This is a genomic window from Actinomadura rubteroloni, from assembly GCF_002911665.1.
Lineage (GTDB): Bacteria > Actinomycetota > Actinomycetes > Streptosporangiales > Streptosporangiaceae > Spirillospora > Spirillospora rubteroloni.
The window spans coordinates 131,459-144,065 of sequence record NZ_MTBP01000004.1; the positions used below are offsets into that span (position 1 = coordinate 131,459).

The 12,607-nt window shown below is 70.6% G+C and carries 10 protein-coding genes; 6 read left to right on the forward strand and 4 right to left on the reverse strand.

Features of this window, described 5'->3' with window-relative positions:
* Positions 1–18 precede the first annotated feature (18 nt).
* The 4 genes from BTM25_RS24870 to BTM25_RS24885 all read left to right on the forward strand — a co-directional run bounded on the left by BTM25_RS24870 (position 19) and on the right by BTM25_RS24885 (position 5,823).
* Complete coding sequence (locus BTM25_RS24870) at positions 19–354, forward strand: CU044_2847 family protein (RefSeq protein WP_103565452.1); 336 nt, start codon at positions 19–21, stop codon at positions 352–354.
* Positions 355–417: 63 nt separating this feature from the next.
* Positions 418–4,503 carry a trypsin-like peptidase domain-containing protein gene (locus BTM25_RS24875; RefSeq protein WP_103565453.1) on the forward strand — a complete coding sequence of 1,362 codons (4,086 nt, stop codon included), beginning with the start codon at positions 418–420 and terminating at the stop codon, positions 4,501–4,503.
* 316 nt (positions 4,504–4,819) lie between these two features.
* The gene (locus tag BTM25_RS24880) at positions 4,820–5,629 is read left to right on the forward strand and encodes a helix-turn-helix domain-containing protein (RefSeq protein WP_103565454.1); all 810 of its coding nucleotides are present in this window, start codon (positions 4,820–4,822) and stop codon (positions 5,627–5,629) included.
* Positions 5,626–5,823: a DUF397 domain-containing protein gene (locus tag BTM25_RS24885; protein WP_103565455.1), complete on the forward strand. Its 198-nt coding sequence runs from the start codon at positions 5,626–5,628 to the stop codon at positions 5,821–5,823. Before BTM25_RS24880 ends, BTM25_RS24885 begins: the two co-directional genes overlap by 4 nt.
* Positions 5,824–5,887: 64 nt before the next feature.
* Here BTM25_RS24885 and BTM25_RS24890 read toward each other — a convergent pair whose 3' ends face one another.
* The 3 genes from BTM25_RS24890 to BTM25_RS24900 form a co-directional block, all read right to left on the reverse strand.
* Positions 5,888–6,109 (reverse strand): hypothetical protein, encoded by a 222-nt coding sequence (locus BTM25_RS24890; protein ID WP_103565456.1) that lies wholly within the window; start codon positions 6,107–6,109, stop codon positions 5,888–5,890.
* 94 nt (positions 6,110–6,203) lie between these two features.
* A complete protein-coding gene (locus BTM25_RS24895; protein ID WP_103565457.1) occupies positions 6,204–7,205 on the reverse strand; it encodes a trypsin-like serine peptidase in 1,002 nt (333 codons plus the stop codon).
* A 311-nt stretch (positions 7,206–7,516) separates the two neighbouring features.
* Positions 7,517–8,533 carry a trypsin-like serine peptidase gene (locus BTM25_RS24900; protein WP_103565458.1) on the reverse strand — a complete coding sequence of 339 codons (1,017 nt, stop codon included), beginning with the start codon at positions 8,531–8,533 and terminating at the stop codon, positions 7,517–7,519.
* Positions 8,534–8,863: 330 nt separating this feature from the next.
* Between BTM25_RS24900 and BTM25_RS24905 the strand changes: the two genes are divergently transcribed.
* Positions 8,864–10,654, forward strand: coding sequence for a chloride channel protein (locus BTM25_RS24905; protein WP_205648261.1), 1,791 nt, complete (start codon positions 8,864–8,866; stop codon positions 10,652–10,654).
* A 153-nt stretch (positions 10,655–10,807) separates the two neighbouring features.
* Here the strand turns inward: BTM25_RS24905 and BTM25_RS24910 are convergent, their stop codons facing one another.
* Positions 10,808–11,779, reverse strand: a complete 972-nt coding sequence (locus BTM25_RS24910; RefSeq protein WP_235828638.1) for a phosphoribulokinase — start codon at positions 11,777–11,779, stop codon at positions 10,808–10,810.
* A 160-nt stretch (positions 11,780–11,939) separates the two neighbouring features.
* On the opposite strand from BTM25_RS24910, the gene BTM25_RS24915 reads away from it, so the two are divergent.
* A complete protein-coding gene (locus BTM25_RS24915) occupies positions 11,940–12,596 on the forward strand; it encodes a response regulator (protein ID WP_103565459.1) in 657 nt (218 codons plus the stop codon).
* Positions 12,597–12,607: the final 11 nt, after the last annotated feature.

Below are 12,607 nucleotides of genomic sequence, written 5' to 3' on the forward strand. Positions count from 1 at the left end.
GTCGCGCGTCGGTGGGGCATGGGCGAGGTAGTGAAGTACGAGCTGGACGACGCCACGCAGGTGGCGTTCGAGATCGACCCCGGGGACGAGTACCGGCCGGTGGGGACGGCCGAGGACGTCCACGGGCGCGTGCGGGACGCGATCGACCCGGCGGTGCGGGCCGCGCGGGTCGTGCTGGAACGTCTGAAGGACGCCTCGCCGGACGAGGTCGAGGTGAAGTTCGGCGTCAAGGTGTCCGGCACGGCCAACTGGCTCATCGCCAAGGCCGCCACGGACGCGAACTTCGAGGTGAAACTCGTCTGGCGCTCGGGCGTCCCGGCTGCTGCTCCGGAAGAGGAACCCGAGGACGCGTAGTTTCGCCGGACGGGCCGGTCCTGCGGCTTCTAAGCTGAAAAGCCCCGTCCTCTGGAACCTTTCATGTCCCCTTTTCCCGGTGACTCCGCGTCGCCTCACGCCGCCGACAGCGCGTGGGCGGCGTTGGTCTTCGCGGGCGACCGGGCGCTCGGCAGCGCGGTGCTGGTGGACGCCACTCGGTTACTGACCTGCGACCATGTCGCGGTCGGCGATGACTTGTGGGTCGAGTTCCCGAAATCCGAGCGCGACGACGAGCGATATCGCGTCGTCCGGATCGAGCGGGCGCCGCGCTACGACCTGGCGCTGCTGACGCTGGACGGACCGTGCGGCGTCGCGCCCGCGCCCGTCCGGCACCCGCCGCCGGCCGGGCTGGTGGACCGGGCCTGGTGGACGTTCGGATATCCGGACGGGGAAGCGCACGGAAATGACGCCCGGGGTGTCGTCGGGATCGACCTCGGACGCGGTTTCGTGCGCCTGGACGCCCGTCCGGACTCGCGTTCTACTCTGCGCCGGGGATTCAGCGGAAGCGGCCTGTGGTCGCCGGAGTACCAGGCGGTCGTGGGCGTCGTCGTGGAGGCCAATCCGGCCGGCGACGGAAAGGCCGTGACCTTTCACAAGGCGATTTCCTGCTTCCCCGATGCGAAACTGGACCGCCTCGCGGCCTGGACCGCCGGGGACGCCGACGAGGTCGCCCGGACGTCCTGGGGAATCACCCGCCGTCCGGTTTCCGGCTGGAATCTGAGCGACGATCCGGAGACCGCGCGCCACTGGAGCCCGCGCGCCCGGGGCGTGACCGTGGACAGCGAGCGCGGCCACCGCTTCGAGGGCCGGGACGCGGCGCTGACGGAGATCGTCGGCTGGCTGGACGCCGCCCGTCCCGACCGGCGCGTCCTCGTGGTGACGGGCTCACCGGGCGTCGGCAAGTCGGCGGTGCTCGGCCGGATCGTCACCACCGCCGACTCCGTGCTCCGCGCCGAACTGCCCGCCGACGACAAGGGCGTCCGCGCGACGCCCGGGACCGTCCAGTGCGCCGTCCACGCCAAGGGCAAGACGGCCTTGGAGGTCGCGGCGGAAATCGCCCGCGCCGCGTCCGCACCCCTGCCCGAACGGCCCGACGACCTGGCCCCCGCCGTGCGCGCCGAACTGACCGAGCGTCCCCGCCCGTTCGCGATCGTCGTGGACGCGCTGGACGAGGCGTCCACGCCGGTCGACGCCCGCCGCGTCGTCGGCGACATCGTCCTGCCGCTCGCCCAGACCTGCGCCGACGTGGGCGTCCGGCTCGTCGTCGGCACGCGCCGCCACGACGACATCGGCGACCTGCTGGAGACGTTCGGCGCGGCCCGCGCCCTCATCGACCTGGACCTGCCCGAATACTTCGAGCTACGCGACCTCACGGCCTACGCCCTCGCGACGTTGCAGTTGAAGGGGTCCGAACGTCCCGGCAACCCCTACGACGACATCGACATCGCGAAGCCGGTCGCCGAACGGATCGCCGAGCGCTCCGACCGCAACTTCCTGGTCGCGGGCCTGGTCGCAAAGAGCCACGGCCTGTACGACACCGACCCGGTCGATCCGAACGTTCTGTCGTTCGTCGGCACGGTCGACAACGCGTTGCACGCCTTCCTCGCCCGCGTCCCGCCGGTGCGCGGCGTCCCGGCCGCCGACCTGCTCACCGTCCTCGCCCTCGCCTACGCCCAGGCCCCCGGCCTGCCCGCCGACCTGTGGCGGATCGCCGTGAACGCCCTGACCGACGTGCCGTTCACCGACCGGGATCTGCGCGCGTTCGCCCGCTCGTCGGCGGCGAACTTCCTGGTCGAGACCGCGCACGGCCAGTCGTACCGCCTGTTCCACCAAGCGCTGGACGACGTCCTGCTCGAAGCGCGCGCCAAGCTGACGCCTCGTGCAGAGGATGAACGCGCCATCGCGACGGCCTTCCTGGCCCACGGCCGCGCGACCGGCTGGGACGACGCGCCCGCCTATCTTCTGCGTTCCCTTTCCGCACACGCGGCGCCCGCAGGAATGCTCGACGCGCTGCTGGTCGATACCGGCTACATCCTGCACGCTGACATGCCGCGCCTGCTTGCCGACAAGCACCTGGCCCGGACCCATGCGGGGCGCACGCGCGTCCGTCTGCTCGACCTGACGCCGCAGGCCAGGCGCGCCGACCCGGCCGAACGTCTCGCGATGCTGGCCCTCACCGAGAAGATGGAAGGGATCGAGGGCACCTTCAACGCACTGACGGGCACGGCCGACGTCCCCTACAGGCCCATCTGGGCGACCACGCGCCACCGGCAGGAGGTCACCCGCTTTGAGGGCCATACCGGGCCGGTGCGCTCACTGTGCGCGCTCGCCCTCCCGGATGGGACGGTGGTGCTCGCGTCCGCCGCCGCCGACGACACCGTTCGCGTCTGGGATCCGACGACCGGCAGCACGCGCCACGTTCTGAACGTTGGCATCAACTGGGTGCGTGTGATGTGTGCGGTCCCGCTTCCCACCGGTGGGACGCTGCTGGCCACGGCCGGAGAGTTGAGTGGCATACGGGTCTGGGACCCGGTCACCGGAACCGAGACCTATCGCGTGCGCGGCTACGCCGGATTGGTGAACGGACTCTGTGCTCTGAATGATCGGGACGGGACGCCGCTGCTCGTCAGCGGCAGCACGGACGGCAAGCTGCGGATTTGGGATCCGGTCACCGGGCAGTTGCTTCGCCGTTTCGACGGATTCCGGGGAGCACTGTGCACCGTCCCTGGCGACGGCCCGTTGCTGGCGAGCGGCAGCGCGGACGGGTCGATACGGGTTTGGGATCCCATCACTGGCGTTACGCACCGGCTCTTGGACGACTTCGGGGAGCCGGGGAAAGCAATGTGCGCCCTTCCCGGAGCCGATGGACGCGTAGTTCTGGCGATCTCGGTCGGAGCGCATTCCGTCTATCTCTGTGATCTACAGGACGGCACGACGCGCCCTCTCGGCAGCCACTACGCGATGGGGCGTGCGATGTGCGCGCTGCCGGAGCCAGGTGGCGACGCTCGGCTGGCGATCATCGGCGACGAACGCGTCGTGCGGATTCGGCAGGTCCATGGCGGTTCTGGCTACCGGGTGTTCGAAGGCCACACCGACTGGGTCCGCGCCGTCTGTGCTTTTCCCGTGCCGGGGGGCGGGACGTTGATGGCCACCGGCGGCGACGATCACACCGTCCGGATCTGGGACTACGCAGGTGGGGACATGTCCTCGGGCACCCGAGAAGCCGTCGGCTCGGCGAACGCGCTTTGCTCGTTCACCGATCTCGACGGGCGTGCGTTACTCGCCGCTGCGGGCAGCGACGGAAAGGTGGAGATCGTGGACGAGTCGAACGGCGCGTCTGTGCTTTCCTACCGCCCCCACAATCGATCGGTGAACGCAGTGTGCGTGCTGCCTGTTCCGGACGGCGTTTACCTTGCCACGGTCGGCAACGACGGCACGGTACGGATCTCGGACCCGTGCACTGGGCAGCACCGTCATCTGCGGAACGAGCATGAGCGTTCGGTGAACGCCGTTTGCATGCTGGCCATCCCGGGCGGCAGAACTCTACTCGTGACCGGGAGCAACGACTGCAAAGCGCGGATCTGGGATCTTCGGACCGGTAGGGTCCGGCACGACCTGAGCGGTCATACCAACGGTGTCCGCGCGGTCTGCGCCGTTCCGTTCCCCGGCCAGGACGTCTTGCTGGCGACCGCGGGGGACGACTGGACGGTCCGGCTTTGGGATCCGCGCACGGCGTCCCCGCGTGCGGTCCTCGAAGGCCACACAGGCGGGATCAACGCGCTGGCGGTCGTGCCGGACGCCGGGGGAGGCGTTCTGCTGGCGAGCGCGAGCAACGACCGCACCGTCCGGCTCTGGGATCCAGAGACCTGGACGGTGCGGCAGGTGCTCGAAGGGCACACCGACTGGGTGAACGCCGTCTGCGTGCTGCCGCGCCGGGACGGCCGGGTGCGATTGGCGACGGCGAGCAACGACCGGACGGTCCGGGTGTGGGACCTGCGGTCGGCGTCGTCGCTCACCATCCCCGTCCACCACACCGCGCACGCGGTCGCGAGTGTGACGTCCGGGCTGGCGGTCGGAATGGACGCGGGTATCGCGCTCATCCGGCTGGACGAGCGCAACGTCACCTGAGCCAATGACTCTCCTTTTGTAATCGGTGTGACGATCGACTGTTGTTTCCCTTTCGTACCGTTCGGTGGCCTCGTGGCATCTGCCGGGCGGGACGCGAGCAAGCTGCAGAATTCTTTCCCAAACTTCCGAAAGACTTCTTGCGCTTCCGCCGCGAACCATGCATCGTCTTAATCCGACACGCGAACCGACGTAACGTTCAAGGTCATCATGCCCCCACGACGGACCTTCCCGATTCTCTCGGTTCGGTGCTCCAAGACTGCCGCCTAGGCCACCCCCTGGCCAGGTGAGCCCGCGAAATGCAACAACAGGAGGGTCCGTGAAACTGCGTCGCGGCTTCGATCCCGACAGCTCGCTGTGGGATCTCATAGCCGATCACCTGCGCAATGACCGTGAAGCGCGGGACTGGTCGCAGGAGGCGGTCGGTGAGGTCATCGACCGCACACGCTCGCTGGTGTCCCGGGTTGAGTCGGGGCATACGCGACTCCAGGCGCGTCACGCGGCGAAGATCGATGCCGCATGGAATACGGGTGGCCTGTATGGGCGACTCGTGAAATTCGCGAAGTCCGGGCATGACCCGCAGTGGTTCAAGGCGCACGAGGAGTTCGAGGCGAAGGCCGACGAGGTCCGGATCTGGGAAACGTCCTGGATGCCCGGCCTTTTCCAGACGCCCGAGTACGCCCGCGCCGTGTTCGAGTGCTACGGCCTCGGCGCGATCGACGAGCTCGTCGAAGTCCGCATGAGGCGGCAGGCTCTCCTGTCCCGCGACCCGTGGCCGCTCATCTGGGCCTACGTCTACCAGGACGTGATCGAGTCGCCGGTGGGCGGCCCGGAGGTCATGCGTGCGCAGCTCGCCCGCCTCCTGGAGCTGGCCGACCAGCCCAACATCACGATCCGCGTTCTGCCCCGTTCGGTCGGCGCAACCGTCGGCCGTGACGGCGCGTTCATGCTCATGGCGACGGCCAAAGAAGAGCAGGCATTCACCGAGGCCAGCGCGGGAGGGCGGCTCACCGAGGACAGCGCGGATGTAAGCTCGTTGAGAGTGAAGTTCGCGCGCATCGGGGACCACGCTCTTCCCGTGGACGCCTCCCTGCGGCTCATCCGAGAAACGATGGAGATGTTCCAGTGACCCCACAGTGGCGCAAAAGCACCCGAAGCGGCGGGAACAACGGCGGCAGGACCAACTGCGTCGAGGTGGCCAAGCTTTCCGAGACGGTCGGCCTGCGTGACAGCAAGGCCCCGTCCGCCGGTCACCTGACGCTGACCCCCGCCACGTTCGCCGCTCTGCTCGCCGAGGCGAAGCGCAACGACCTCAACCTCTGACCAACCCCCCGCAGACCACGTGAACCCCGGCCGAGTGCCGGGGTTCACGCATTGTCAGGCGGCGTCAGTCGTCGGTGGGCATGGGGGCGGGCTGGGCCTGCTCCATGCGCTCCTTCGTCCAGTAGCCGGGGTCCTGCTTCTGGACCGGGCCGGACGTGGACGCGCCGGCGCCGCCGCCGTCGCCGGGCTTCGGGCCGTCGGCGGACGCCGAGAGGGCGAACCCGGCCGCGACGAGCACGCCGGCCGTCGCCGCACCGGCGAGGACCAGGACGAGAGTGCGCTTCATGGTGACTCTTCTCTGTTGCCGCGCCCGGCCGGACGCGAGACCCGCCGGCGCCAGCCTATGCGGCCGGCGCCGGCGGGGCGAGGTGCGGACGGGGTCAGGTGACGCTGCCCTGCGCGTCGAACATGTTCTTGACGGCGGTGTCGAAGTACGGCGACTTGTTGACGCCGCCGGTGGTGCTGATCGTGCTGGTCACGCCGTTGGTCTGGCCGCGACCGGTGGTGTTGTCGAAGTTGCGGATCCAGGGGCCGCCGCTGGAGCCGGGCTGGAAGTTGCAGTTGAGGGCGATCCGGCCGCCGCCCGCGTCCCGCGTGGTGCCCTTGCACCAGGCCTGGATCTGCCCGCTGCTGAAGTTCTTCGGGTAACCGAGAACGGTCACCGCGACGTTCTTCGGGTAGTTCCAGCTCAGCCCGTTTCCGCCGACGACGTTGACGAGCTTGCGGCCGTTCAGCGGCCACGTCGTGACCATGCCGACGTCACGGTTGTAGGCGCTGCTGCTGATCCACGTGTTGAACGTCCGGAACTGCTTGGCGGCGAACGTGCCGAACGGACGCGAGCCGTTGCGGTAGCGCGGGACGAACGTCCAGTTCGTCATCCACTTTCCGCCCTTGCCCTCGTGGACGCAGTGCCCGGCGGTGATGACGAGCTGCTTGGACGGGCTGTTGAGCGCGCTCGCCGAGCAGACCCAGTCGCCGCCGCTCGGCTTGTGGAAGAAGACCTTCCCGACGACCTTCGACTCGGTGATGGACGCGGCGAGCTTCGCGTCCCCGCCCGCGAGTTTGTTCGCGGCCGAGGCGATCGCCGCGGCCGAGGGGGAGGAGCCCGGGTTCCCGGTCGCCGTCGCGGCGACGGCGGGGACACCGGCGGGCGCCTTCGGCTCGGGGACGGGACGGGCGGCCTTCATCCGCGCCGCCGTCCAGTACTTGGAGACCTGCTCCACGGCGGCGGCGCTGGTCACCGCGCCGCCGCCGGTGAGCCGGGCCGTGCTCGCGCTCGTGCCGCCGGGGTTCGCCGGGGCGGCGTTCGCGGCCGAGGCCATCGCCGCGGCGAGGACCCCGGCCGTGGCCGTCGTCGTGATGAGTCGGAGGGCGGACCGCATGCGGACCTCAATTCGTTCAGTGCTTCTGGACGGTCCAATGACACCCTGCCGACGGGCAAAGCACAATGTTCTTCGCAAGTCCGGAAAGGGACACGAACCGGGAGTCATCGGACTGCGTCGTAGACGGTCGGAGGGTGAGGACCAGGGTCCGGCCCGCCGGTCGTCGCCCGTCCGTTCATTCGGAATTAACGAAAAACAGGGAACCGCACCGGGCGCTCCCGCGTCGAAGTGGAATTGTCGTGAAACGGGGACGTCCCGCCGGGTCCGGCCGAGCGGCCGGTCCCGACGGGACGGAGAATGCGGAATGTGCGTCAGGTCACGCTGCCCTGCGCGTCGAACATCGCCTTGACGGCGTCGTCGAAGTACGACGCCCGGTTCACGCCGTTCCCGTCGATCGTGCTCATCACGCCGTCGGTCTGGCCGAGCCCGGTGGTGTTGTTGAAGCTCATGATCCAGGGGCCGCCGCTGGAGCCGCCGTTGAAGTTGCAGCCGAGCGCGATCGTGTAGTTCCCGCCGTCGTACGTGGTGCCCTGGCACCACTGCTGGATCTCACCGTTGTTCGCGTTCACCGGGTACCCGAGAATGGTCACCGCGACGTTCTTCGGCCAGTTCCAGTTCAGGCCGTTGCCGCCGACGACGTTCACGAGCTTGTTCCCGTTGAGCGGCCACGTCGTCACCATGCCGACGTCGCGCTGGAGGTCGCTGCTGCTGATCCAGGAGTTGAACGTCCGGAACTGCTTGGCCGCGAACGTGCCGAACGGCCGCGAACCGCTGCGGTAGCGGGGCACGAACGTCCAGTTCGTCACCCAATTGCCGCCCGCGCCCTCGTGGACGCAGTGCCCGGCGGTGATGACGAGCTGCTTGGACGGGCTGTTGAGCGCGCTCCCCGAGCACATCCAGTCGCCGCCGCTCGGCTTGTGGAAGTAGACCTTGCCGACCACGGCCGACTCGGTGATGGCCGCCGCGAGCTTGAGGTTCCCGCCCGCCATCTTGTTGGCCGCCGACGCGATGGCCTTGGCCGACGGCGACGAGCCCGCCTTCCCGGTCGGCGCGGCCTGCGCCGACACCTTGCCGCCGCGCGCCTTCGGCGCGGGCATGGGACGGGCGGCCTTCATCCGCGCCGCCGTCCAGTACTTGGAGACCTTCGCCGCGGCGGTGGCGCTGTTGACGGCGCCGCCGTCCGACAGCCGGGCCGTGCTCGCGCTCGTCGCGGCGGTCTTCGCCGGGGCCGCCGGGACGGCCGGCGCGGCGTTGGCCGCGGACGCCGTCGCGGCGGCGAGCACCGCCGCCGTGGCCGACGCCATGATCAGTCTGAGGGGGGACCGCATGCGGACCTCAATTCCTGGGGTTCTCGCTGACGACTTTCATGAGACGGCAGTGCCGCAAAAACGGCAATCTAGGACAGACGTCCGTAAGAGGTCAGCGTCCCGCCGCGGACATCGGGCCAGTTGGCGGGCGGTATGCGGGCACCGGTCCGCATGTGGATCCCCGGTGCGCAGTTGGTCACCTGTTGTCGCAAGAACTGCCGTGATAAATGCACAGATTTCCGGGACCGTGCCAGCGAAAAAAGCCCACACAAGTGGTCGGGAATTCGGGACGCGGCCTGGGTACTATGCCCCAGCCTCGGGGTAAGTGTGGCGCTATGCGATACTTCCGCCGTGCCGCACCGTGACGACTCGCTACGCCCCGCAACGCCCCGTCTCCCCGCCGCCGCGCGCGGTCGGCCGCCGCTCGGCGACTTCACGCTCTCCCCGCGCGTCCTGCTGATCACCGGGCTCGCCGTCGCGGTCGGCGGCGCCGCGACGCTCACCGCGCTGGCGCTGCTGCGGCTGATCGCCCTGATCACCAATCTCGTCTTCTACCAGCGCGCCGACACCGACATGGTCGCGCCCGGCCTGCACCACCACAGCGTGCTGCTGGTGCTGGGCGCACCGATCGCGGGCGGTCTCATCGTCGGGCTGATGGCCCGCTACGGCTCGGAGAAGATCCGCGGCCACGGGATGCCCGAGGCGATCGAGGCGATCCTCGTCGGCGGCAGCCGCGTCCAGCCGCGCGTGGCCGTGCTGAAACCGGTGTCCGCCGCCGTCAGCATCGGCACCGGCGGCCCGTTCGGCGCCGAGGGACCGATCATCATGACGGGCGGCGCGGTCGGCTCGATCCTCGCCCAAGGCCTGCGGCTGAGCGCCGACGAGCGCAAGACGCTGCTGGTCGCGGGCGCGGCGGCGGGCATGGCCGCCACGTTCAACTCGCCGCTCGCCGCGATCCTGCTGGCCGTCGAGCTGCTGCTGTTCGAGTGGCGTCCGCGCAGCCTCGTCCCGGTGACGGCCGCCGTGTGCGTCGCCGCGATCGCGCGCGGGCCGCTGCTCGGGACGTCCGCGCTGTTCCCCGTCCACACCGGCGACGTGCACCTCGCCGCCGGGACGCAGGCGCTGTGCCTGGTCTCCGGCGCGACCGGCGGGCTGCTCGCCGTCGCCGCGACCTGGCTCGTCTACCGGGCCGAGGACGGGTTCGCGCGGCTGCCCGTCCACTGGATGTGGTGGCCCGCGATCGGCGGCGCGATCATCGGGCTCGGCGGGCTGGTCGAACCCCGCGCGCTCGGCGTCGGCTACGACGTCATCCGGCAGCTCCTGACCGGACGCGCCACGCTGTCGCTGATCGCGGGCATCCTGGTCGTGAAGACGCTCATCTGGTCGCTGTCGCTCGGATCGGGGACGTCCGGCGGCGTCCTCGCGCCCGTCTTCATGATCGGCGGGGCGCTCGGCGCGCTCGAAGGCCACGTGCTCCCGTCGGTGTTCCCCGGGTTCTGGGCGATGATGGGCCTCGCCGCCGTCGTCGGGGGCGTCATGCGGTCGCCGCTCACCGGCGTCGTGTTCACGCTCGAACTCACCCACGCCTGGTCGGTGCTGCTGCCGCTGGTGATCGCCGCGACGTCCGCGTACGCCGTCTCGGCGCTGCTGCTCAAGCGCTCGGTGCTCACCGAGAAGATCGCCCGCCGGGGCCTGCACCTGACGCGCGAGTACTCCACCGACCCGCTGGAGACGTTCTTCGCCCGCGACGTGATGGACGACGGCGCCGTCGTCCTGGACGCCGCCGGCGCCGTGGACGCGGCCCGCCTCGGCGACCAGTCCCTCTTCCCCGTCACCGACGGCGGACGGCTCGCGGGCGTCGCCACCCGCCGCGCGCTGGGCGACGGGCGGACGCCGGGCGACGTCATGACCGCCGACCCCGTCGTCGTGCGGGACGACGACACGCTGCGGCACGTCGCGTCGGTGTTCGCCGCGCACGGCGTCACCCGCGCGCCCGTCGTCGACCACGCCGACCCCGAGCGCGTGCTCGGCGTCATCGCGCTGCGCGACCTGCTGAAGGCCCGGCTGTTCGACCTCACCGAGGAGCACCACCGCGAACGGCATCTCGGCCCGCGCTCCCGGCGGTTCGCGCACAGCCGCTGACGCGCGCGGAAAGAACACGGACCGGGAGGGCGCCCGAGCGCCCTGTCGGGCGGCCCTCCCGGTCGTGGCGTGCCGCGCGGCCCGGCGAACCGGGGCCTCCCCGCGCGACCCGCGAGCCCGTCCGGTACCCCGCCGCGCGGGCGGGGAACCGGATCAGGCGGCCTGGCGGTGATCGGCGTCCAGCAGGTGGTACAGCAGCAGGAGCTGCGTGATCGCCAGCGGGTCGCTGGTGCCCTCGCCGAACCGGCCGAGGGCGTCGGCGTCGAGCCGCCCGTCGCCGGTGCGCTGCCCCACCCGTTCCCAGATCGCCTTTTTCACGATTTCAGATTCGTTGGGCTGAACATAGCCGTGGACGTGCAGCGCGTCGACCGGACGTCCGTCGTCGTCCCGGTGAAGACTCAGGTGCATCGCGGTCTCGGCGCCCGCCGGACCGGCCTCGGCCAGCACGCCGGCGAGGTCGGGGTGGTCGATCGTCGGACGCAGCAGCAGCTCGGCGGACAGCGGGGTGCCGGGCGGGTCGACGCGTCCGGCGACGGGCGCGAACCGCACGACGATGTCGGCCCAGCGGCGCTGCGGGCGGATGTAGGCGGCGCTCTCGGGCTCGCGCCGGTCGAGTTCGGCCTGGACCTGCTCGGGGGTGTAGCCGCGCTTGCCGCAGTCGCGCTGCTGCTTCCAGGACTGGCGCAGCGGCTCGGGCGGGTCCAGGTAGACGGTGATGTCGAAGCACGCGCGGGCCAGCCGCGTGTGCAGCGGCAGCAGGCCCTCGACGATCACGAAGTCCTTCGGCGTGACCAGCTCGGGCCGGACGAGTTCGCCGGTCGCGTGGTCGTAGACGGGCTTGAGGATCGGCTCGCCCATCGACAGGAGCTGAAGGTGCTGCTCCATGATGTCGACGTGGTTGCAGTCGGGGTGGAGGGCGGTGAACGGCTTGCCGACGCGCTCTTTGCGGTCGTACCGGTGGTAGTCGTCCACGCACACCGCGGTCATGCGGTCCGCTCCGAGGCACTCCACGAGCCCCTTGGTCAGGGTCGTCTTGCCCGCGGCGCTGTCGCCGGCGATGGCGAGCATGACGGGCCGCCGGCCCGCGTCGCGCGCCCGGAGCATGTGCACGATCCGATGGGGCACCTGGCCTCCTCCTCGCAGGGGGTCAATGTGTCCTCCGACACGCTAGGCAGGGCGTCCTCACCGGTCGTCCCCCGGATGGGTGAGGGCGCGGGTGAATGCTCCCGAAGCCCGGCGCGGCAGGGGCTACTGACGAGTAGTTTGCGGTTGTTATCGTGCCGGGATGGGCACCCCCGTACGCGTCGTCCTCGTGGACGACCACGAAATGATCCTGGCCGGTCTCCAGGCCATGCTGGCGGGATTCGCGGGCCGCGTGCGGGTGGTGGGCCAGGCGGCCACGTCCGAGGACGCGACCCGGCTGGTCACCACGCTGCGCCCGGACGTCGTGCTCCTGGACGTCCGGCTCGGCCCCGAGAGCGGCCTGGACCTGTGCCGCGCGCTGACCGGACGGGCGCCGTCGTCGCGCGTGGTCTTCCTGTCGGTCTACGACGACGAGCAGTACGTCTTCGAGGCGCTGCGCGCGGGCGCGGGCGGCTACCTGCTGAAACGCGTGGACGGCCCGGAACTCGTCCGGCGCCTGGAGGAGGTCGCGCGCGGCGAGACGGTCGTCGACCCGACCCTCGCCGGGCGGATGGCCGTCACCGCCGCCCGCCTCACCCGCGGCGAGTTCTGGCCGGGCGCCAACCGGGGCCTCACCCAGCGCGAGAGCGAGGTGCTGAGCCTGCTGGTGGGCGGCCTGTCGAACAAGGCGATCGCGGCGCGGCTCGTCCTGAGCGAGGAGACGGTCAAAAGCCATCTCCGCGCGCTGTACCGGAAGCTGGAGGTCGCCGACCGGTCCGCCGCGATCGCGGTGGCGCTGCGCGAGGGCCTGTTCCGGTGAGCGAACACGCC

Excerpts from the sequence above, each read along its gene's own strand:
- BTM25_RS24895 (WP_103565457.1), bottom strand. The coding sequence starts at position 7,205 with ATGCGGTCCGCCCTCCGACTCATCACGACGACGGCCACGGCCGGGGTC.
- BTM25_RS24890 (WP_103565456.1), bottom strand. The coding sequence starts at position 6,109 with ATGAAGCGCACTCTCGTCCTGGTCCTCGCCGGTGCGGCGACGGCCGGC.
- BTM25_RS24870 (WP_103565452.1), top strand. The coding sequence starts at position 19 with ATGGGCGAGGTAGTGAAGTACGAGCTGGACGACGCCACGCAGGTGGCG.
- BTM25_RS24875 (WP_103565453.1), top strand. The coding sequence starts at position 418 with ATGTCCCCTTTTCCCGGTGACTCCGCGTCGCCTCACGCCGCCGACAGC.
- BTM25_RS24900 (WP_103565458.1), bottom strand. The coding sequence starts at position 8,533 with ATGCGGTCCCCCCTCAGACTGATCATGGCGTCGGCCACGGCGGCGGTG.
- BTM25_RS24915 (WP_103565459.1), top strand. The coding sequence starts at position 11,940 with ATGGGCACCCCCGTACGCGTCGTCCTCGTGGACGACCACGAAATGATC.